20 protein-coding genes and 3 tRNA genes are annotated in these 20,234 nt (G+C 72.2%); 6 read left to right on the top strand and 17 right to left on the bottom strand.

Translation table 11 applies throughout. The annotated features are described in order from the left end of the window. Positions 1-31: 31 nt before the first annotated feature. The 4 genes from ACLJN9_RS20760 to leuC form a co-directional block, all read right to left on the bottom strand. Positions 32-1,942, bottom strand: a complete 1,911-nt coding sequence (locus tag ACLJN9_RS20760) for an endonuclease/exonuclease/phosphatase family protein (protein ID WP_410813112.1) — start codon at positions 1,940-1,942, stop codon at positions 32-34. Positions 1,943-2,079: 137 nt separating this feature from the next. Beyond that, a complete protein-coding gene (locus ACLJN9_RS20765) occupies positions 2,080-2,814 on the bottom strand; it encodes an HU family DNA-binding protein (RefSeq protein ID WP_410813113.1) in 735 nt (244 codons plus the stop codon). Between the two features lie 172 nt (positions 2,815-2,986). Further along, on the bottom strand, positions 2,987-3,574 hold the full coding sequence (leuD, locus tag ACLJN9_RS20770) for a 3-isopropylmalate dehydratase small subunit (RefSeq protein WP_410813114.1): 588 nt from the start codon (positions 3,572-3,574) through the stop codon (positions 2,987-2,989). 15 nt (positions 3,575-3,589) lie between these two features. Continuing rightward, positions 3,590-5,035, bottom strand: a complete 1,446-nt coding sequence (gene leuC, locus ACLJN9_RS20775) for a 3-isopropylmalate dehydratase large subunit (protein WP_410813115.1) — start codon at positions 5,033-5,035, stop codon at positions 3,590-3,592. A 49-nt stretch (positions 5,036-5,084) separates the two neighbouring features. On the opposite strand from leuC, the gene ACLJN9_RS20780 reads away from it, so the two are divergent. Next, positions 5,085-5,771, top strand: coding sequence for an IclR family transcriptional regulator (locus tag ACLJN9_RS20780; protein WP_110562481.1), 687 nt, complete (start codon positions 5,085-5,087; stop codon positions 5,769-5,771). A gap of 239 nt (positions 5,772-6,010) precedes the next feature. Here ACLJN9_RS20780 and ACLJN9_RS20785 read toward each other — a convergent pair. From ACLJN9_RS20785 to ACLJN9_RS20800, 4 genes are all read right to left on the bottom strand, one after another. Beyond that, positions 6,011-6,083 (bottom strand) — tRNA-Glu (locus tag ACLJN9_RS20785). A gap of 197 nt (positions 6,084-6,280) precedes the next feature. Further along, positions 6,281-6,353, bottom strand: a tRNA-Glu gene (locus ACLJN9_RS20790). Between the two features lie 135 nt (positions 6,354-6,488). Continuing rightward, positions 6,489-6,560, bottom strand: a tRNA-Gln gene (locus ACLJN9_RS20795). A gap of 108 nt (positions 6,561-6,668) precedes the next feature. Then, a complete protein-coding gene (locus ACLJN9_RS20800) occupies positions 6,669-7,472 on the bottom strand; it encodes a fumarylacetoacetate hydrolase family protein (RefSeq protein WP_410813116.1) in 804 nt (267 codons plus the stop codon). 175 nt (positions 7,473-7,647) lie between these two features. Between ACLJN9_RS20800 and ACLJN9_RS20805 the strand changes: the two genes are divergently transcribed. Further along, entirely contained in the window at positions 7,648-9,135 is a 1,488-nt protein-coding gene (locus ACLJN9_RS20805; RefSeq protein ID WP_410813117.1) for a hypothetical protein, read from the top strand. Positions 9,136-9,169: 34 nt separating this feature from the next. After that, a complete protein-coding gene (locus ACLJN9_RS20810) occupies positions 9,170-10,036 on the top strand; it encodes a 3-methyladenine DNA glycosylase (RefSeq protein ID WP_410813118.1) in 867 nt (288 codons plus the stop codon). Between the two features lie 7 nt (positions 10,037-10,043). Here the strand turns inward: ACLJN9_RS20810 and arfB are convergent, their stop codons facing one another. The 8 genes from arfB to ACLJN9_RS20850 all read right to left on the bottom strand — a co-directional run bounded on the left by arfB (position 10,044) and on the right by ACLJN9_RS20850 (position 16,156). Beyond that, a complete protein-coding gene (gene arfB / locus ACLJN9_RS20815; protein WP_328424414.1) occupies positions 10,044-10,469 on the bottom strand; it encodes an alternative ribosome rescue aminoacyl-tRNA hydrolase ArfB in 426 nt (141 codons plus the stop codon). A gap of 34 nt (positions 10,470-10,503) precedes the next feature. Then, positions 10,504-10,800, bottom strand: coding sequence for a hypothetical protein (locus ACLJN9_RS20820; RefSeq protein ID WP_410813119.1), 297 nt, complete (start codon positions 10,798-10,800; stop codon positions 10,504-10,506). A 99-nt stretch (positions 10,801-10,899) separates the two neighbouring features. After that, positions 10,900-11,760, bottom strand: a complete 861-nt coding sequence (locus tag ACLJN9_RS20825) for a S1C family serine protease (RefSeq protein WP_410813120.1) — start codon at positions 11,758-11,760, stop codon at positions 10,900-10,902. Positions 11,761-11,797: 37 nt separating this feature from the next. Beyond that, entirely contained in the window at positions 11,798-12,757 is a 960-nt protein-coding gene (locus ACLJN9_RS20830) for a VWA domain-containing protein (protein WP_410813121.1), read from the bottom strand. Then, entirely contained in the window at positions 12,754-13,776 is a 1,023-nt protein-coding gene (locus ACLJN9_RS20835) for a DUF58 domain-containing protein (protein WP_410813122.1), read from the bottom strand. The genes ACLJN9_RS20830 and ACLJN9_RS20835 overlap by 4 nt, the downstream gene beginning before the upstream one ends. Beyond that, positions 13,773-14,822 carry an AAA family ATPase gene (locus tag ACLJN9_RS20840; protein WP_410813123.1) on the bottom strand — a complete coding sequence of 350 codons (1,050 nt, stop codon included), beginning with the start codon at positions 14,820-14,822 and terminating at the stop codon, positions 13,773-13,775. The genes ACLJN9_RS20835 and ACLJN9_RS20840 overlap by 4 nt, the downstream gene beginning before the upstream one ends. 234 nt (positions 14,823-15,056) lie before the next feature. Continuing rightward, a complete protein-coding gene (locus ACLJN9_RS20845; protein WP_410813124.1) occupies positions 15,057-15,566 on the bottom strand; it encodes a hypothetical protein in 510 nt (169 codons plus the stop codon). Between the two features lie 338 nt (positions 15,567-15,904). Beyond that, complete coding sequence (locus ACLJN9_RS20850) at positions 15,905-16,156, bottom strand: hypothetical protein (protein WP_410813125.1); 252 nt, start codon at positions 16,154-16,156, stop codon at positions 15,905-15,907. Positions 16,157-16,254: 98 nt separating this feature from the next. Here ACLJN9_RS20850 and ACLJN9_RS20855 point away from each other — a divergent pair, with 98 nt between their 5' ends. Next, entirely contained in the window at positions 16,255-17,193 is a 939-nt protein-coding gene (locus ACLJN9_RS20855; RefSeq protein WP_410813320.1) for an endonuclease/exonuclease/phosphatase family protein, read from the top strand. Between the two features lie 20 nt (positions 17,194-17,213). Here ACLJN9_RS20855 and cimA read toward each other — a convergent pair whose 3' ends face one another. Next, positions 17,214-18,797, bottom strand: coding sequence for a citramalate synthase (gene cimA / locus ACLJN9_RS20860; RefSeq protein ID WP_410813126.1), 1,584 nt, complete (start codon positions 18,795-18,797; stop codon positions 17,214-17,216). Between the two features lie 339 nt (positions 18,798-19,136). Between cimA and ACLJN9_RS20865 the strand changes: the two genes are divergently transcribed. Together ACLJN9_RS20865 and ACLJN9_RS20870 are read left to right on the top strand one after the other, a co-directional pair. Further along, complete coding sequence (locus ACLJN9_RS20865; RefSeq protein ID WP_410813127.1) at positions 19,137-19,697, top strand: peroxiredoxin; 561 nt, start codon at positions 19,137-19,139, stop codon at positions 19,695-19,697. Positions 19,698-19,699: 2 nt separating this feature from the next. Beyond that, complete coding sequence (locus tag ACLJN9_RS20870; RefSeq protein WP_410813128.1) at positions 19,700-20,230, top strand: carboxymuconolactone decarboxylase family protein; 531 nt, start codon at positions 19,700-19,702, stop codon at positions 20,228-20,230. Positions 20,231-20,234: the final 4 nt, after the last annotated feature.

Genomic DNA, 20,234 nt, shown 5'->3' on the forward strand with positions numbered 1-20,234 from the left:
CGGCACCCTCGTGGTCCACCCGGGATCCGGCTCAGCCGGACGGCAGGGTGAGGGTGACCGCCACCGGCAGGTGGTCGCTGGCCGTGCCGCGCGGCGCGACCGGGCCGGTGGCGGTCAGGCCGGGCGAGACGAGGACGTGGTCGATCTGCTGGCGCGGATCGTCTGCCGGGCTGGTCGCCAGCGGTCGGGCGGCCGCCAACGCGTCGACCAGACCGGCGTTGGTGAACGTCCCGAACGCCTCGTCGCCCGGCTCCGTGTTCAGGTCGCCGGCCACCATCAGCGGCCGCCCGTCGGCGTACCCGATGGCGAAGTCCGCGACCGCACGGGCCTGGACCACCGGGCCGCGGCCGGGCGGTGGCTGCAGATGGGTGCTGACGACGGCGACGGTGACACCCTCGCTCAGGTCGAGGGTGACGGCGAGGGCCTGCGCGCCGGTGGGCGCCCCGACGGCGGGCAGCGGCAGGGTCCGCGGATCGGTCATCGGCCAGCGACTGAGCACGGCGTCGCCCCAGACCGGGTCGGCGGCCGGCCCGAAGACGTACGGCATGCCGAGCCGGTCGGCCAGCAGGTCCAGGGTGTCGTGGCCGCCGTTGAGCAGCCAGCCCCGGTCCACCTCGCTGAGCAGCACCACGTCGGGCCGCTGTCGGCCGACCGCGTCGGCCAGCCCGTCCGGGTCGAAACGGCCGTCCAGGCCGAAGCCCATCCGGATGTTGTACGCCACCACGGTCAGCCGCCCGGGCGGCCCGTCCCGGTTGGTGGCCACCGGCACGTCGTCGGCGACCACCGGCGCCAGCAGGGCCAGAGCGGCGACCACGGCGGTGGTCCGTACCGGCGGCAGTGGCGCCGTCGCGAAGCGGTCGGCGGGACGCGCGGCGACGGCCACGACGGCGACCAGCACGGCGACCACCACCGGCACCGCGCCATTGGGATAGCCGAGGTCGTAGGCCGAGTAGTAGGCGACGGCACCCAGCGCGAAGACGACCATGCCGGCAGCGACCGCGTAGCCCCGACGACCACCCCAGCGCGCGCTGCCCACACTCCCGACGCTGCCCGGGTTGCCGGCGCTGCCGGCGCTGCCGGCGCTGCCGGTGAGGGCCAGGCATGCGCCGAGACCCACGGCGGCGAGCAGGGCGGCCGGAACGAGCAGGTCGCCCCGGTCGAGCGCGAACAGCAGCGCACCGGCCAGCAACGACGTCGGTCCCAGCACCCGGCCCCACCGCCGGGGCCGGCCGGTCAGCGCGGTCAGCAGAAATCCGGCGACCGCCACCGGCACCGGGGCCAGCCCTGACAGCGGCGAGCGGGCCACACCGTCCCCGGCGACCAGGTACGAGGTTCCGGTCCGGGCCAGCGCCGGAGCGAGTGCCACCATGCCGGCCAGTAGCAGCGCCGGCCCGGCCAGCAGCCAGGCGCGGGTGCCGCCGGGGCCGGCCGGACCGGTGGGCAGCGCCGTCCCGAGCAGGAACAGCACCACCGCGATGGCGCTGAGCAGCCAGGCCACCCAGTCGCTGCGCCAGACCAGGTCGTAGGTGTCCAGCAGCGCGTGTACGGCTGCGGTGAGCCCCAGCCCCAGCGCCAACCCCGGCACCGGCCGGTCGGTGTCTGCGGCGACGGCGACGAGCCAGACCAACCCGGCGAGCAGCCCGGCGGTGGCCAACCAGAGCTGTGGGCGCCCGCCGGGAGTGGCGGTGAGCGCGAGCCGGGCGGCGGCCAGCACGACGGCCGCGACGACGGCGATCGGGCGAGCGCCGACCCGACGGACCAGCGCCGGTGCGGCCAACGCGAGCAGGAACCAGCCGAGAGCGAAGGCGCCCATCAGCTCGGCCGGAGTGGAGGCGGCCTGGCCGAAGATGGTGATGATGCCGGGCAGCCACACCCGCAACACGTCGATGACCAGGATGACGCCCAGCGCGAGCCATCCGGTGGTGAGCTGGCGGTTGCGCACCGGCGCCCTCTTCCCGTCGGCAGGCCGGCAGAGAGGCCGGCACGGCGATTCTGCGCGTGCACGTCAGCCCGGTCAACGCTCGGCCATGCCGAAAGGGCGCCCACCGCGAGGGTGGACGCCCTTTCTGCGAGGGTCGATCAGCGCTTGCTGGCCGCCTTCTTGGCCGGGGCCTTCTTGGCCGCCGTGCTCTTGCTCGCCGTGCTCTTGCTCGCGGTGCTCTTGCTCGCCGCCGCGGTGCTCTTGCTCGCCGCCGCGGTGCTCTTGCTCGCCGCCGCGGTGGTCTTCTTCGCCGCGGTCGACCTGGTCGCCGTGGCGCTCTTCTTCGCCGGGGCGGTCTTCTTGCTGGCGGCCGTCTTGGTCGCCGTGGTGCTCTTGCTCGCCTTGGCCGGGGCGGTCTTCTTGCTGGCGGCCGTCTTGGTCGCCGTGGTGCTCTTCGCCGCCGTGGTGGTCTTGCTCGCCTTGGCCGGGGCGGTCTTCTTGCTGGCTGTGGCCTTGGTGCCGGCGGCCTTGGTGCCGGCGGCCTTGGTGCCGGCGGTCTTGGCCGCCGTGGCGGTTGCGGTGGCGGTCTTCTTCGTCGCCGCCGCGGCCTTCGGCACCTTGCCGCTGGCCACCATCTCCTTGAACCCGGCGCCCGGGCGGAAGGTCGGCACGGACGTCTTCTTGACCTTCACCGCCTCGCCGGTACGCGGGTTGCGCGCTGTTCGCGCGCCACGCACACGCTTTTCGAACGCTCCGAATCCGGTGATCGCCACCTTCTCGCCCTTGGTGACCGCCGCCTGGACCTCGGTGAGGACCGCCTCGAGGGCGTTCGTCGCCGTCTTCCGGTCCCCCAGGCGAACGGCGAGCGCCTCGATGAGCTCGGCCTTGTTCACGACTTCCTCCCGATTGTGCAACTGACTCGTCGCGAGCCATTCTGCGCGCACGGTATGCCCTGTGCTGCCGGGACACAAACATTCGGTGGAAAAAAGCCCTTGTGTCGTAACGGATTCGCCCCCACCGGCAGGACCGGTGGGGGCGGAATACCGTGTGCGATCGGGCGTACGGCTATGCCACCGCGGGCAGGAACGGCAGTCGGCGCGTCTCGTAGGCGTCGATGTCGGCGGCGTGCCGGAGGGTGAGTCCAATGTCGTCCAGGCCCTCCAGCAACCGCCATCTGCTGAAGTCGTCGAGTGGGAACGACCAGGTGGCATCCCCGGCCCGCAGCTGACGGGCGGTCAGGTCGACAGTGATCGGGGTGCGGGGATCGGTCTCCACCAGGTCCCACAGCTCTTCGACGGCTTTCAATTCCAACTCGACCGGCAGCAGACCCTCCTTGAGAGCGTTGCCGCGAAAGATGTCGCCGAAGCGCGGGGCCACGACCGCCCGGAAGCCCCAGTCCCGCAAGGCCCAGACGGCGTGCTCACGGGAGGAGCCGGTGCCGAACTCCGGGCCGGCGAGAAGGATCGACGCGCCAGAATACGATTGATCGTTGAGCACGAATGCTGGATCTTCCCGCCAGGCGTTGAACAGCCCGTCGGCGAAACCGGTCCGGGTCACCCGCTTGAGGTACACGGCCGGGATGATCTGATCGGTATCCACATTGGAACGACGTAGCGGTACGGCCGTCCCGGTGTGGGTGGTGAACGACTCCATCTCCTCAGGTCCCTTCTACAGGTCGGCGGGGGCGGCCAGCCGACCGACCACGGCGGTGGCGGCGGCGACCGGCGGGGAGACCAGGTGGGTACGCCCACCCCGGCCCTGACGGCCCTCGAAGTTACGGTTGGACGTGGAGGCGGAGCGCTCGCCCGGCTTCAGCGTGTCGGGGTTCATTCCCAGGCACATCGAGCAGCCGGCGAACCGCCACTCGGCGCCGGCGTCGGCGAAGACCTTGTCCAGCCCCTCGGCCTCGGCGGCCTCCCGGACGGCTGCGGAGCCGGGCACCACGAGCATCCGGACCCCGTCGGCGACCCGGTGGCCGCGCAGCACGTCGGCGGCGGCCCGAAGGTCCTCCAGCCGGCCGTTGGTGCAGGAACCCACGAAGACCACGTCGATGGGCAGCTCGCGCAACGGGGTCCCGGGGCGCAGGTCCATGTACTCCAGCGCGCGGCGGGCCGCGGCGCGCTCCGAGTCGGTGACGAACTCCTCCGGGTCCGGCACCGGCGCACTCAGCGGCGCGCCCTGCCCGGGGTTGGTGCCCCAGGTGACGAACGGCGTGACCCGGCTGGCGTCCAGGGTCACCTCGGCGTCGAAGCGCGCGCCCTCGTCGGTGGGCAGCGTCCGCCACCAGGCAACCGCCGCGTCCCAGTCCGCGCCCTGCGGCGCGTTCGGCCGACCCTTGAGGTACGCGAAGGTCGTCTCGTCCGGCGCGATCATGCCGGCCTTGGCGCCCCACTCGATCGACATGTTGGCGATCGTCATCCGCCCCTCCATGGAGAGGTTCCGGATGGCTTCGCCGCGGTACTCGACGATGTGCCCGCGACCACCACCGGTGCCGACCTGGGTGATCAGCGCGAGCACCAGGTCCTTGGCGGTGACGCCGGGGGCGAGCTGGCCGGTGACGGTCACGGCCATCGTCCTCGGCCGGCTCTGCGGAAGCGTCTGGGTGGCCAGCACGTGCTCCACCTCGCTGGTGCCGATACCGAAGGCGAGCGCGCCGAAAGCACCGTGGGTGGCGGTGTGCGAGTCGCCGCAGACGATGGTCAGCCCCGGCTGGGTGAGCCCGAGCTGCGGGCCGATCACGTGCACGATGCCCTGGTTGTCGTCGCCGAGGGGGTGCAGCCGCACGCCGAACTCGGCGCAGTTGCGGCGCAGCGTCTCGATCTGCGTACGCGAGGTGGGGTCCTCGATGGTGAGCAGGTCGCCACGGCGGAGCCGGAACGCCGGGTCCGCGTACCCGGTCGGGGTGTTGTGGTCCTCGGTCGCGAGCGTCAGGTCGGTGCGGCGCACCCGGCGCCCGGCGAGCCGGAGCCCGTCGAACGCCTGCGGGCTGGTCACCTCGTGCAGCAGGTGCAGGTCGATGAAGAGAAGGTCCGGCTCACCAGCGACGGACCGTACGACGTGCGCGTCCCAGACCTTCTCGGCCAGGGTCCTCGGCTCAGGAGTGACTCCCACCATCTGGACATCCTAAAGTTTGGGAGGTAAGTTTCGGCTTGTGGGACACAGTATGAGCGGTGTCGGCGTTCTCGACAAGGCGGTGGTCATCCTGGCCGCCTGCGTGGACGGCGCCAGCCTGGCCGAACTCGTTGACCGTACGAAGCTGCCGCGGGCCACCGCACACCGGCTGGCACAGGCCCTGGAGATCCATCGGATGCTGGTGCGGGACACCCAGGGCCGCTGGCGCCCCGGCCCCCGGCTGGGCGAGCTGGCCAACGCCGCTCCGGACGTCCTCCTGACCGCCGCCGAGCCATTGCTGGCCGCACTTCGGGACGCCACCGGCGAGAGCGCGCAGCTCTACCTGCGCCGCGCCGACGAGCGGATCTGCGTGGCCGCTGCGGAGCGCGCCAGCGGCCTGCGGGACACGGTGCCGGTCGGCTCGGTGCTGCCGATGACCGCCGGATCGGCGGCCCAGATCCTGCTCGCGTGGGAGCCGCCGGAGGCGGTGATGCCGCTGCTGCCGCGCAGCAAGTTCACCGGCCGCACCCTGGCCGAGGTGCGCCGACGAGGCTGGGCACAGAGCGTCGCCGAACGCGAGGCCGGCGTGGCGAGCGTCTCCGCCCCGATCCGCGACCGCACCGGCCGGGTGATCGCCTCAGTCAGCATCTCCGGCCCGATAGAGCGCCTGGGCCGCCGCCCCGGCGAGCGCCACGCCATGGCCGTGGTAAGAGCCGGCCAACGCCTCTCCGGCCTCTGACCCCCGACCCCCTCCCGACCCCGCCCCTGCCGCCCTTCCAACCTCGGCCCTGCCGCTCCCCGCCCCGGTGATCATGAAGTTATCGTCACCCGCATCGGCGTGTCGCGCCCCCAACTTCATGATCACCGGAGCGAGAGGGGGCGGGGGCCGGGGGTCCTGAGGGCGAGGGATGGGGGCCCGGAGGGCGAGGGGTGGGTGCGGAAAGGCTCGTCTCGCTTGGCGAGACGAGCCTTTGGTTGTAGCCCCGACCGGATTCGAACCGGCGCTACCGCCTTGAGAGGGCGGCGTCCTGGGCCACTAGACGACGGGGCCAGAACTTTCCTGCTTCACCGCCCTCGCGAGCGGTGCGGTTGTAGTCTAGCGGCACCGCGGGCAGGGGTCGGAGACGGGGTGCCGGCGCTGGGCCGTACACGAAGCGGGGGCAGGGCACGCAGCGGAGGCAGGGCACGCAGCGGGGACAGGACACGAAACAGCCCGCCTCACCAGGTGAGACGGGCTGTACACAGATGTAGCCCCGACCGGATTCGAACCGGCGCTACCGCCTTGAGAGGGCGGCGTCCTGGGCCACTAGACGACGGGGCCAGAACTAGTTCTGCTCCCCCATCCCTGCGGACGGAGGAGCTGCACTCTGCCAGAGACCGCCCTCCGCCCCCGAAGGGGCGGAGTCGAACTCCGTCAGAATCCAGCGTCTGAGGATTCTCACGAATCCCAGCTGCGCTGGGGTACCAGGACTCGAACCTAGACTAACTGAACCAGAATCAGTCGGGCTGCCAATTACCCCATACCCCATTGGCCCCTTGCGGCGCCGGGAGTGAACTTTACCCTCCCGGTGCCGGCAGGCCAAATCCGATCCCCCCGAACCACTCGTGAGCTGCGGAAAGGGGGGCATCGGACGGATCAGGCGACGGGGACCACGGTGTTGCTGAGCTCGCCGATGCCCTCGATCCGCACGGTGACGGTATCCCCCTCGGTGAGCGGGCTAACCCCCGCCGGAGTGCCGGTGAGCACCACGTCACCGGGCAGCAGGGTCATCACGTGCGAGATGTACGACACCAGGCCGGGCACGTCGAAGACCATGTCCTTCGTCCGGCCGAGCTGGCGTACCTCCATGTCGTCGGGGTTGCGGCCGACCTCACACCGGATCTCCAGGTCGGAGACGTCCAGTCCGGTGGTGATCCACGGACCGATCGGGCAGAACGAGTCGAAGCCCTTGGCCCGGGTCCACTGCCCGTCCGAGCGCTGGAGGTCGCGCGCGGTGACGTCGTTGGCGCAGGTGTAGCCGAAGATGGCACGTTCGGCTGCGGCCCGGTCGGCCCGGCGCGCCCCCGGCGCCCCGATCACCACCGCCAACTCCGCCTCGTGCTCGACCTGCTTGGAGAAGACCGGCAGCCGGATGGCGTCGCGGGGACCGATCACCGAGGTGGACGGCTTGAGGAAGAGCAACGGCTCCTTGGGCACCTCGTTGCCGTGCTCGGCGGCGTGGTCGGCGTAGTTGCGACCGACGCAGACCACCTTGCTGGGCAGGATCGGCGAGAGCAGTCGAACGTCGGGCAGGGCCCAGCGGGCCCCGCTGAAGGACAGTTGGCCGAACGGGTGGCCCTCGATCTCGGCGATGGTCAGGCCCTGCGGCCCGGCCTCCGGCTCGCCCTCGACGACCCCGAACGACATTCCCTTGGCATGAGCGAAACGAGCGATACGCACCCGGTCAATCTAGCTCCGCCGACGGGCCTACCGGCCAGGACCGGTCGCCGGGTGTGCTCAACCCGTCATCGCGGCGGCACCCTACCCGAGGTGGCGACGGCACGGGCGGGGTTCGCGACTTCGTACCCGCACGGAGGGAGCGCGCCCCTAGCGTCGGCTCCGGAGGTTCGTTCGTATGCCTGCATCGACACGACACCACAGAGCCCTCGCAGCGTTCGTGCACTGCCTGGGCATCCTCGCCGCCGTGCCGGCCCTGCCGGCGGCGGCCCCGGAGGCGGCGGCCGCGCCACGACCACCGGTCGTCACGCCACAACCAACCGTCACGCCACGACCAACCGCCACGCCACGACCAGACGCCACGCCACGACCACCGGCCGCCACGCCCGCACCGGCGGGGGCCACGCCGCCACCGGTCGCCAGCACGCCAGCACCGGTGGTGGTCGCGGCGCGGGTGCCCGCCGGGACCGCGGCGCCCACTCCACCCTCGGCGCCGCCGGCGGTGGCGCCACCCTCCCGGGTGCCGGCGTCGACACCCCCGCCGCCGGTCACGGTGGCGGTGGCTCCGGAGGGCAGTCCGGCACCGCGCTACCGGATCCACGTGCGCAACGTCGGCAACTCGCCGGTCGACACGACGGTGCGCCAGGAGCTGCCACCCGGCTCGTCGGTCACCTCGATCAGCGCCGGCGGCCAGTCCACCCGCGCCGGCGGTTCCGCCGCCGAGGTGACCTGGCGGTTGAGGCTGCCCGCCCGTAGCACCACCACGCTGGGTACCGCGCTCGCCGCGACCGCGCCCGGCCAGACGCTGACCGCGCCGGCCTGCGCGTTCACCAGTGACGGCAACCGGCCGTACGACTGCGCCACGGCGACCTGGCAGGGGGCGGCGACATCCGCCGCCGAGATCAACGCCGCGCCGGCCTGGCGGCGGACGCCTGTCCTCCTGGCGGGTCTGGCCGTCCTGCTGGTGGTCATCGCCGGGCTGATCCTGGTCTGGCGACAGCGGCGCGGGCGTCGGGTGACGGCCGCCGCCCTGGCCACCGGCGACGGACCCGACGACGGACGCGGAACGATCTATCCTCGGCCGGCGGCACCGGCCCCGGCGAGGCGGCGGCGTACCCCGCCGGTCTGGTTGCTGGTGGGGGCGGCCGTGGTGATGCTGGCCGGGGTGCTCGGCGCGGCAGGCTGGACGGCGACCCGACGGGTCGCGGCCATCGACACCCAGAAGCAGCCGACCAGCGGCGCGTGGATGGGCACCGGGGTCTCCGGGCCGGTGGGGATGCCGCTGCGCGAGTCGGCGTTCGAGTTCACCGTGTACCGGATGTCGTGCGGCGCGGCCGGTTCGGCCCGACCGGGCGACGGTGGTGCGGCCCCGGCCACCGGTCGACGCTGCCAGGCCACCGTGGGCGTGCGCAACATCACCGGCGAGCACCAGCCCTGGCACGGTCAGCTGCAGCGGGCCTACCTGCCCGGAGGGCGCTGGGTGAGCACCGACGAGTCGGCCACCAGGGCGGCCAACCTGGGTCGGGACGTCTTCGCCGACCCGATGGCGGCGGGCAGCCGGGTGGTGCTGCCGTTGGTCTTCAGCGTCGACGGGCAGGACCCGCCCCGGCAGTTGGAGCTGCGCAGCGGTGTGTTCTCCGCCGGCGTGCGGGTGGACATGCCCTGACCGGCGGGCGGGCGGCGGTCGTACCCTGGGGTCCGTGACCGCCGCCCTCGCCCCCGCCGTGCTCGACGTGGCGGACTGGCAGGCCCGCCGTCGGGCCCACGAGGAGCGGGTGGACGTCTGGCTGACACCGCACCTGGCCCGCCGGCGGCGCGGCGAGCGGCACCCGGTGGCCGACTTCCTGTTCACCTACTACTCGCACCGTCCGGCCCAGCTGCGCCGCTGGCACCCGGGCGCCGGGGTGGAGCTGCGCGGCGCGGATCCGGCCGAGTTCGGCCGGGACTACCGCGCCACCACCGCCGGAATCACCCTCGACACCGAGGCGGTACGCGCGCGGCGCGGCGAGTCGATCGGTTGGATCCGTTCGCTGCTGGCGGCCACCGCCGGGCGGGCGCCGCACTTCGGCTGCTTCGGGATGCACGAGTGGGCGATGGTCTACCGGCAGACCCACGAGGAGCTGCGACACAATGCCTGGCCGTTGCGGTTGACCCCGGAGCGGACCGCCGAGGTCGTCGAGGAGCGGGGCGTACGGTGCAGCCACTTCGACGCGTTCCGGTTCTTCACGCCGCCGGCCCGGCCGTTGAACCTGCTGAGCCCCACCCGGGAGACCCAGCACGCGAACGAGCAACCGGGCTGCCTGCACGCCAACATGGATGTGTACAAATGGGCGTACAAGCTGTCGCCACTGGTGCCCTCGGAGCTCGTCGCGGACTGCTTCGCGCTGACCCGGGAGATCCGGACCCTGGACATGCGGGCCAGCCCGTACGACCTGGCGGCGCTCGGTCACCCTCCGGTACGGGTGGAGACGCCGGAGGGGCGGGCGGAGTACGCCGTCGCCCAGCGCGGGTTCGCCGACCGGGCTGCCGTACTGCGCGACCGGCTGCTCGCAGCCGCACCCGCCTGAAGGACCGCTACTCGCCGTCGGTGCGGCGGTCGCGCTTGCGCTGGGACTGACGCTTCTTCTCGGCCAGCCGGCGCTCCTTGGCCCCGCGGGACGGCCGGGTCGGCCGGCGCGGCGGAGGCGGAGGCGACGCGGCCTCCCGCAGCAACGCCAGCATCCGCTCGCGGGCGGCCTCCCGGTTGGCGAGCTGCGCCCGGTGCTCGCTGGCCGCGATCGTCAACACCCCGTCCACCAGACGGTTGGCCAGCCGGGCCAGCGCCCGCGACCGGACCGACTCCGGCACGGCCGGCGAGTTGGCCAGGTCGTAGCTCAGCTCCACCCGGGAGTCGGCGGTGTTCACGCCCTGCCCACCCGGCCCGGACGAGCGGGAGAAACGCTCCCGCAACTCACCGGCGGGGACGACCCACCGGTCGGTCACCCGCAGTCCGTCGTCCACGCACCGAGGCTAACCCGCACCCGCGCCTCCGGAATCACCGGTGCGGCGGTTCACCCTGCGTCGCCGACGGGCTGGGCGCCGGGCCGGCGACCTCCTCGTCGGAGCCGACCGCCGCGTACGCCATTGCGCCGAAGATCAGCAGCGCGATCACCCCGGCCTTCACGGCGACCCCGCGGATCAGCGACCAGGCGCCCCGACGGGCGCCCGGCACCGATTTCTTGACGGTCTGGTAGTCGCTCCACCCGCGTCGCGCCCGGGTGTACGCCGACCCCACTGCACATCCGATGACCAGGCCCACCAGCAGGAGGACCGCGAGAAGAGGACGCTCCACCTCCGCCAGTATTCACATCGAACGTAATATTTCCATGGCCCGATGCCCTCCGGCCGGATATCCGACACTGGAGGACGGGTTTCGGGCCGTCCGGGCAGCTCAGCCGCCCTTGCCGATGATCGTGTCGGCGGTCTGCTGCACCTGTTCGATCGGAATGGCGAAGCCGATGCCGATCGAACCGCTGCCGTCGATGGTGGCGATCGCGGTGTTCACCCCGACCACCTCTCCGCGCGCGTTGACCAGCGGCCCGCCCGAGTTCCCGGGATTGATGGAGGCGTCGGTCTGCACGGCGGTGTGCCGGTTGTTGCCCAACCGCACCTGGCGGTCCAACGCGCTCACGATGCCCGCGGTGACCGTCCCGGACAGGCCGAGCGGCGAGCCCACCGCGAGCACCGGCTCACCGACCCGCGTCGCGCCCGGCTTCGCCAGCGGCAGGGGGGTGAGCCCGGCCGACGCCGGCACCTTCAGCACCGCGAGGTCGCTGCGCGGTTCCCGGCCGACCACCTCGGCGGCGAACCGGCGGCCGTCCGGCATTTCCACCGTCACCGGGCCGCCACCACCCTTGGCCAGGATGTGATCGTTGGTGATGAGGTGCTGCTGGTCGTCCACGGCGAAGCCGGAGCCCGTCGCGGACCCACCGTTCGCGCCGCCGGCAAGCACCGACACCACTCCGGGCACGGTCCGCTGGGCGGCGGTCACCAGCTCCGCCGGCGCCGGGGCGGCAGACGCCGCCGCCGGCTTCGGGGCACCGTCCCGGCTGGCCACCACGCCACCGGCCACGGCGCCGGAGACGGTGGAGAGCGCCACCACGGCCAGCGCGGCGAGCAGCCGACCCGGCCGCCGTCCGCCCGGGCCCCGGCCGGGGCCGGGCGCGTCCCACCACCCGCGCCCGTCCGGGTCGAGGTCCGGCGAGACGAACCAGGGACCGCGCGGTTCGCCCAGTCCGGTCTGCACTGCCATGCGTACTCCTTCCGGTCGAAGTCCTTTGCAGGGCGGGTCAGGGCAGTCGGGAGAACCAGCGCAGCGAGCCGGCGGCGGCACCCATCGCGAAGACCAACCCGAGGCCGATGAACCGGGCCGACACGTCCTGCCGCTCCTTGCGGTAGCCGACCGAGCTGCCGATGTCGTCGTAGACGGCCCGCAACTCCTCGCTGCTGCCGGCCTCGTGGAACATCCCGCCGGTCTCGTCGGCGACCGCCTTGAGGGTCTGCCCGTCGACCGGCACCTGAATCGGCCGCCCGCCCCGGTCCACGAACCCGGACGGGGTGCCGAAGGAGATGGCATGCACCGGCACCTTCGCCGCCACGGCGTCGGCCGCCGCCTCCATCGGGTCCATCCCCGAGGTGTTCGCCCCGTCGGAGAGCAGGATGATCCGGGCCGGCGGAGGTTCCTTCGCGGCCTGGCTGTCCAGACCCTTGATCGCGCCGAGTGAGGTGTTGATGGCCTCGCCGATGGCGGTGCCCTGCACCCCGGTCGCCCCCTCGACGAGCCGGCCGATCCCCTCGTCCAGGGCGTCCCGGTCCGTGCCTGGCGGCACCAGTACGGCCGCGCTGCCGGCGAACGCGACGAGACCCACGTTGAACTCGTCGGGCAGGCTCTCGGCGAAGCGCCGGGCCGCCTGCTTGGCCGCGGCCAGCCGGTCCGGGTCCACGTCGGTGGCGAGCATGGAGGTGGACACGTCCACCGCCACCATCACCGTGGCGCGTTCCCGAGGCACCCGGACCTCGGCGGTGGGCCGGGCGAAGCCGACCACGAGCAGCGCCAGCATGGCCAGGAACAACCCGGCCGGTACGTGCCGACGCCAGGCCGGCCGCTCCGGGGCCACCCGGTCGAGCAGCCGCAGGTTGGTGAAGCGGACCGCGTACCGACTGCGGCCACGCTGCATCACCAGGTACGCGACGACCAGGGCGAGCACTCCGATCAGCAGCCAGAGTCGTAGCGGCGACTGCCAGCTCACGCGGCACCTCCCCGACCGGCTCCGGCCGGCGCGGCGGCCAGTCGGCGCTGGGCGTGCACGTGCCGGACGATGTCCGCGCTCCAGTCCCGGTCGGTACGCAGCGCCAGGTGGGTGGCCGCACTACGTCGCAGCGCCTGGTGGACCTGGTCGCGCTGGGCGGCGGCGGCCGCGGCGAACCGCTCCCGGAGCCGACGGTCCGATGTGCACACCTCCCGGCGGCGGCCGGTCTCCGGGTCGACCACCGTGATGAGGCCGACGTCTGGCAACTCCCACTCGCGCGGGTCGGTCACCTCGATCGCCAGCACCTGGTGGCGGGCGCCCAACCGGCGCAGGGTCCGCTCCCAGGGCGGCGGCTCGTCGGGGTCGTCGGGCAGGCCGTCGAGGAAGTCGGAGACCACCACGACCAGCCCGCGCCGGTTGGCGACCCGGTTCAGCGCGGCCAGCCCGTCGCTCAGTTCCAGCGGGTCGACGGACGCCCCGATCGGCCCCGACCCGCGTCGATCGCCGGGAGCGGTGGCGCGCGGGGCTGCCAACAGCGCGCGGAGCAGACCCAGCAGATGGGTACGTCCGCTGCGGGCGGGAAAGCGACGTACCCCGTCGGCGCGCAGCACCTCTGCTCCGAGCCGGTTGCCGACGCCGGCGGTCAGGAAGCCGATCGCGGCGACAGCGGCGACCGCCAGCTCCCGTTTGTCCAGCTCGGCGGTGCCGAACTCCATGCTGGCGCTGGCGTCGACCAGCAGCCAGGTGGTCAGTTCACGGTCGGCGTCGACCTGCCGGACGTGCGGCACGGCGGTGCGGGCGGTCACCGCCCAGTCCATCCGGCGGACCTCGTCCTCGCCCGGGCGGTACTCCCGACTGCCGGCGGGCTCGCTGCCCGGTCCGGGCAGCAGACCGCGGTACTGGCCGTGCAGCAGCCCGTTGAGCCGGCGGCTGACCGTCAGCTCCAGGCGGCGCAGCCGCTGGTCCGGGGCCAGCTCGGCCAGACCGGGGTCGGCCGGCGCGGTGCTCGTGCGCCTCATGCCGCCGCCAGGTCCTGGGTCTGCTGCGGGTGTCCGCTGGCCAGCCGGGGTGGCGGTACCGCCTCCACCAGCCGACGGACCAGGCTCTCGGCCGACACCCCGTCGGCCACGGCGTCGAAGGAGAGCACCAGCCGGTGGGCGAGGACGTCCACTGCCAGTTCCCGGACGTCCTCGGGCAGCACGTACTCCCGTCCGCGCAGCAGCGCCTGTGCCCGGGCAGCCGCGACGAGGCCGAGGGTGGCCCGTGGGCTGGCCCCGTACGCGAGCAGTGGTGCGATCTCCGGCAGCCCGAACCGGGCCGGATCACGGGTGGCGAGGATGAGCCGGACCACGTACTCGGCCAACGCGTGGTGGACGAAGACCCGCTCCGCCCGGCCCTGGAGGTCCAGCAACCGTTGCGCGTCGAGCACGCGGCGAGGGCTGGGCCGGTCGGTGCTCATGCGGTAGAGGATGGCGAGTTCGTCGGCGTCGCTCGGGTAGTCCACGACCACCTTCATCAGGAACCGGTCGCGCTGCGCCTCCGGTAGCTGGTAGACCCCCTCGGACTCGATCGGGTTCTGGGTGGCCAGCACCAGGAACGGCGACGGGACCGGCCAGCTGCGTCCACCGATGGAGACCTGCCGCTCGGCCATCGCCTCCAGCAGCGCCGACTGGACCTTGGCCGGTGCCCGGTTGATCTCGTCGGCCAGCACCAGGTTGGCCATGATCGGGCCGAGTTCGATGTCGAAGGCCTCCTGGGAGGCCCGGTAGATCCGGGTACCGACGATGTCGGAGGGGACCAGGTCCGGAGTGAACTGGATCCGGGAGAAGGTGCCGCCGACCACGGTGGCGAGGGTCTGCGCAGCCAGTGTCTTGGCCACGCCGGGCACACCCTCAAGGAGGCAGTGCCCGTTGGCGACCAGGGCGGTGAGCAGGCGTTCGACGAGCCGATCCTGCCCGACGATCACGCGTTTGACCTCGAAGAGGGTCTGTTCCAGCTCGACGCCCGTCGGCTCGGGATCGACCGAGCTGGGCATGCTGGCCAGGGTGTCCGAGATGTCCGTCACGGTGCTTGCTTCCCGGGCCACAGCCCGGCAAACGTCGGATTGTCGGCACCGGACCGGTCGGTTGTGGGCCGGATGGGGACGAGCCGCCCGGACGGGTGACGACCGGCAGAAGCCGACCAGCGGGGCACGACAGGGTCCGAGTGATGCACGGTGGTGGGCGTCGCCGCCCGGGGCGGAGGGCGAAACCGGGTCCGGCCCCCGCGCGGGAGGCGCGGGGGCCGGACGTCGGTTCGGTCAGAACGTGTGGGTGAGCAGGGTGAAGCCCAGGTCGGCCGGGGTTCCGGCCGAGTTGCGGGTCTGGATGAAGACCGCGTTGGGCGTGTTCAGCCGCGGGGCGACCGAGACCTCGCCGGGCGGCGGGATGAACTGGGACTCGGACCGGGAGATGGTGGCCAGGTAGGCGCCGGTCGAGACCGTGTAGCTGAACTGCACCTCGTACTGGCCGACACCGTACTTGATCACCGTACCGGTGCCGCGCGCCTTGGTGCCGTTGGCGTTGACGACGGTGAAGGCCTCGGTGGCCACCAGCGTGGTGGCCGCACCCGCCTTCAGCGCGGCCTTCGCCTTGCGCGCCGACTCGGCGGTGACCGGCGGCTGGGAGTTCGTGGCGCGTGCCGCCGGCTGGACGGCGTCCTGCGGCGCCTTCGCCGCCGGCTGGGCGAGAGCGATGCCCCCGCCGGCCAGACTGAGCGCCAGAGCGGCGAACGTGACCGCCGCCGCCTTACGTCGGAAGAATGAGCTCATGACAGGTCCCCCTTGTGTGACCGTGCGAATTCGACCGCCCCGCCCCGCGGGTCGGATGACTGCCTGAAATAGGTAGACGACAACAATGGGGACCGGGCATCTCGCCGGTAGTTCGTAGACCGACTTCCTACGATCTCCATCCACCCTGAGCTGCTGTAACTACTCAGAGTTGCGTCGCTTTGGACCAGATGGAACGTAGCACTGGAAAAAGCCGGGCGTCAATAGTTGATCTCGTATATTCGAACTGTCGGCCTACTGTCAGGCAATTGTGAAACGTGAGCGTATTACCATTCACGAAACGCGCTGCGCCGTCCTCAGACCATGGAGGACCAATGGTGTCAGCCCTCGATCGCGACGTCGGCGGGTGACCGGCGTCGCCGGCCAGCGCCACCTGCCCCGGGCTCAGCCCCAGCAGAGGCGATGGTCGTCACCTGCTCCACCAGCCGCAGATTCTGCTCGAGGTTGCCGGACCGAGAACGGGGGAACCCCGCGGGCAGGTCGGTCTCACGGATCTGACCGGTGGAGCGGACGGCACCGGTGAGCGTGCGCACCATCCGCTGAACGCGGGCCGCCTCCCTCTCGCGAAGCATGGTCGGTCACCCCTCCCCGGCCACCAACTAGGCTGGCCGCCGTGATCGTCGACTCCGCGCCCGTGCCGATCCGACACCGCGCCGCTCGGATCGGCACCGTGCTCTGCTGGCTGGCCGTTGCGCCGACGACCGCCTGGGCGACCGTCCGGCTGACCGGTCTGGACCGGGGGCCGCTGGTGCAGGCGCTCGCCTTCACGCCGTACGTCGCAGGCTGGAGCCTGTTGGCGCTGGTCCTGACGCTCGCCCTGCGGCGGTGGTGGCCGGCGGCGGTCGCGGCACTGGCCGCGGTGGCGCTGCTGGGCGTGGTCGCACCGCGGGCGGTCGCCTCCGGACAACCCACGGCGGGCGGGCCGACCGTACGGCTGCTCACCGCCAACCTGCTCGCCGGTGCCGCCGACCCGGCGACGCTGGTCGCGCTCGTCCGGCAGCACCGGGTGGACGTGCTCGTCGTGCAGGAGTTCACCCCGGACGCGCAGGCCGCCCTGGACCGACTCGGTCTCGACGAGTTGCTGCCCCACCGGCAGCTCAACCCACAGATCGGCACGCCCGGCTCCGGGCTCTACTCGCGGTGGCCCATCGCCGACGCCGGCATCCGGCACAACCTCGGCGGGTGGGGCTTCAGCCAGGCGTACGGCACACTGGCCGTCCCCGGCTCCCCACCGGTACGCGTCGAGTCCGCGCACCCCTCGGCGCCGTACGCGCTGGACCAGGTCGGCTTCTGGCGTACCGACCTGCAGGCCCAACCACCGGCCACCCCGGACGGTGGCTTACGGATCCTCGCCGGGGACTTCAACGCCACCCTCGACCACAGCCCGTTGCGGGCGCTGCTGCGCACCGGTTACGTCGACGCCGCCGACGCCAGCGGGCAGGGACTGACCGGCACGTGGGGCCCGTACGACGGCGACCTCATCCCGCCGGTCACCATCGACCACGTGCTGGTCGACCGCCGCATCGCGGTCCGTTCGGTGAACGTGTACGCCCTTCCCCACACCGACCACCGCCCCGTCCTCGCCACCCTCACCCTCCCCACCCCCTGACCCGCACCCGTCCGCGTGGGCTACACGGGCGTGGGGGCCAGGCCGTAGGTGAGGGCGTCGACCAGGGCGTGCCAGCTCGCTTCGACCACGTTGGGGTGTACGCCGACCGTGGTCCAGTCCCGGCCGCTGTCGTCGGCGGTCTCCAGCAGCACCCGGGTGATGGCGCCGGTGCCGTGGCTGCCCTCCAGGATGCGCACCTTGTAGTCGGCCAGCTCGAACCCGCGCAGCTGCGGATAGTGCCGGGCGAGGCCGACCCGCAACGCCTCATCGAGGGCGTTGACCGGGCCGTTGCCCTCGGCGGTGGCGATCACCCGCTCGCCGCGTACCCGGATCTTGACGGTGGCCTCGGAGACGACCGCCCCGTCCTCGCGGTGCTCGACCAGCACCCGGTACGACTCCAGGGTGAACGGCCGGGCCGGTCGGCCCTCCGGCAGCTCCGAGCGGACGAGCAGCTCGAACGAGGCGTCCGCGGCCTCGAAGGACCACCCGCCCGCCTCCAACTCCTTGACCCGGTTGGTGACCCGGGTCAGGGCCTCCGGACGGCCGGCCAGGTCCAGACCCAGCTCGCGACTCTTGAGCTCGACGCTGGCCCGGCCGGCCATCTCGGTTATCAGGATCCGCATGTCGTTGCCCACCACGGACGGGTCCACGTGGTTGTAGAGCAACGGGTCGACCTTGATCGCGCTCGCGTGCAGCCCCGCCTTGTGGGCGAAGGCGGCGGCCCCGGCGTACGCCTGGTGGGTGTCGGGGGCGATGTTGGCGATCTCGGCGATGGCGTGCGAGACCCGCACCATCTGTGCCAGGCAGCCCTCCGGTAGGACGGGCATGCCCAGCTTGAGTTGGAGGTTGGCGACCACCGCGAAGATGTCGGCGTTGCCGGGGCGCTCGCCGTACCCGTTGGCGGTGCCCTGCACGTGGCGGACGCCCGCCTCCACGGCGGCGATCGTGTTGGCCACGGCGCAGGCGGTGTCGTTCTGCGCGTGCATGCCGAACAGCGCGGCGTCGACGCCGAGCCGTTGGGTCAGGTCGACGATCGCGGCGGTCACCTGGGAGGGCAGCATGCCGCCGTTGGTGTCACAGAGGACCATCCGCTCGGCACCGGCGGCCAGCGCGGTCTGCACCACGGCCGTGCCGTACGCCGGGTCGTGGCGGTAGCCGTCGAAGAAGTGCTCGCCGTCGACGAAGACGCGTCGGCCCTCGCCCACGAGGTGGGTGACGGTGTCGTGGATCATGGCCAGGTTCTCCGCGCCGGTGGTGCGCAGCGCCCGCTCGACGTGGCGGATGTCGGCCTTGGCGACCAGCGCCACCGCCGGGGTCTGGGCGTCCAGCAGGCCGCGCACCTGGGGGTCGTCGGCGACCGCGACGCCGGCCTTGCGGGTGGCACCGAACGCGACAAGCACGGCGTGCCGCAGGTCGAGTTCGGTTTGTGCCCGGCGGAAGAACTCGGTGTCCTTGGGCACCGCACCCGGCCAGCCGCCCTCGATGAAGCCGACACCGAACTCGTCGAGCAGCCGGGCCACGGCCAGCTTGTCGACGACCGAGTAGGTGAGCCCTTCGCGCTGGGCGCCGTCGCGCAACGTCGTGTCGAAGACCTGGAACGTCATCAGGAACCTTTCTGGGAGCAACAAAAAGACCCCCCGCGGATGCGGGAGGTCTGCGCGCTCGGCGGAGGGGACGGCCGGCGCGCTAGGTCGCAATAATCAGGGCGGTGCTGGTCACGATCCCACTCTGCCACCCCACCCCTGTTTTTGGGAGGAACAATCCACATGACGGGATGGTGACACAGGGTTGTCGTCTCTCGATCTCCGTTCGACGCGGGCGCGTTCCGCAGCCTCGTGATCGACTTCACAGGTCGCATGGCTGCTCACCGGCGGAAACACTTCTACGGAAGTATCTTGAACCGATCCAGTTTCGGCCATCTGTGCCGCTCTCAAGGAGGACCTTTGCTCACTGTCGGTGACCGCTTCCCCGAGTACGAACTCACCGCCTGCGTGTCGCTCGACGCCGACAGGGCGTTCGAGACGATCGACCACAAGTCCCACGAGGGCAGGTGGCGGGTGGTCTTCTTCTGGCCGAAGGACTTCACCTTCATCTGCCCCACGGAGATCGCCGAGTTCGGCCGGCTCAACGGCGAGTTCGCCGACCGGGACGCCCAGGTCCTGGGGGCGTCGGTGGACAACGAGTTCGTCCCCTACGCGTGGCGCAAGGACCACCCGGACCTGCGGGACCTGCCCTTTCCGATGCTCAGCGACATTAAGCGCGAACTGGCCGCCGCCTGCGGCGTGCTCGGCGAGGACGGCGTGGCCCAGCGGGCGACGTTCATCGTCGACCCGAACAACGAGATCCAGTTCGCCATGGTCACCGCCGGCTCGGTCGGCCGCAACGTCTCCGAGGTGCTGCGGGTGCTCGACGCGCTGCAGACCGACGAGCTGTGCCCCTGCAACTGGAACAGAGGCGGCGAGACCCTCGACGCCAACGCGCTCCTCGCCAGCGCCGGGGTCTGACCATGGGTCTGGACGCGATCAAGGCCGCCCTGCCCGAGTACGCCAAGGACATCAAGCTCAACCTGGGCTCCACCGTCGGCGCCTCCACGCTGACCCCGGTGCAGGCCTGGGGCACCGCGCTGGCCTGCGCGGTAGCCGCCCGTAACCCCGTGGTGCTGCGCGAGATCGCCGCCGAGGCGCTGGGTCACCTCGGGCCGGAGGGCGTCGAGGCGGCCAAGGGCGCCGCGGCCATCATGGCGATGAACAACATCTACTACCGGGCCAAGCACCTCATCGGCGACGAGCACTACGCCTCGATGCCGGCCCGGCTGCGGATGCAGATCATCGCCCGCCCCGGCGTGGACAAGGGCGACTTCGAGCTCTGGTGCCTCGCCGTCTCGGCCATCACCGGCTGCGGGGTGTGCCTGGAGTCGCACGAGAAGACGCTGCGCGGCGGCGGCTTCACCCGGGAGCAGGTGCACGAGACGCTGCGGATCGCTGCGGTAATGCACGCCGCGGCCGTCACCCTGGACGCCGAGGCCGCGCTGGCCTGATCCG

The organism is Micromonospora sp. 067-2, from assembly GCF_046549295.1.
In the GTDB taxonomy this organism is placed as follows: Bacteria; Actinomycetota; Actinomycetes; order Mycobacteriales; family Micromonosporaceae; genus Micromonospora.

What these genes read in the sequence shown, in the direction of transcription:
- leuD (WP_410813114.1), bottom strand. Translation starts at nt 3,574, where the DNA reads ATGGAGTCGTTCACCACCCACACCGGGACGGCCGTACCGCTACGTCGT.
- leuC (WP_410813115.1), bottom strand. Translation starts at nt 5,035, where the DNA reads ATGGTGGGAGTCACTCCTGAGCCGAGGACCCTGGCCGAGAAGGTCTGG.
- ACLJN9_RS20780 (WP_110562481.1), top strand. Translation starts at nt 5,085, where the DNA reads ATGAGCGGTGTCGGCGTTCTCGACAAGGCGGTGGTCATCCTGGCCGCC.
- ACLJN9_RS20805 (WP_410813117.1), top strand. Translation starts at nt 7,648, where the DNA reads ATGCCTGCATCGACACGACACCACAGAGCCCTCGCAGCGTTCGTGCAC.
- ACLJN9_RS20825 (WP_410813120.1), bottom strand. Translation starts at nt 11,760, where the DNA reads ATGGCAGTGCAGACCGGACTGGGCGAACCGCGCGGTCCCTGGTTCGTC.
- ACLJN9_RS20835 (WP_410813122.1), bottom strand. Translation starts at nt 13,776, where the DNA reads ATGAGGCGCACGAGCACCGCGCCGGCCGACCCCGGTCTGGCCGAGCTG.
- ACLJN9_RS20845 (WP_410813124.1), bottom strand. Translation starts at nt 15,566, where the DNA reads ATGAGCTCATTCTTCCGACGTAAGGCGGCGGCGGTCACGTTCGCCGCT.
- ACLJN9_RS20850 (WP_410813125.1), bottom strand. Translation starts at nt 16,156, where the DNA reads ATGCTTCGCGAGAGGGAGGCGGCCCGCGTTCAGCGGATGGTGCGCACG.
- cimA (WP_410813126.1), bottom strand. Translation starts at nt 18,797, where the DNA reads ATGACGTTCCAGGTCTTCGACACGACGTTGCGCGACGGCGCCCAGCGC.
- ACLJN9_RS20870 (WP_410813128.1), top strand. Translation starts at nt 19,700, where the DNA reads ATGGGTCTGGACGCGATCAAGGCCGCCCTGCCCGAGTACGCCAAGGAC.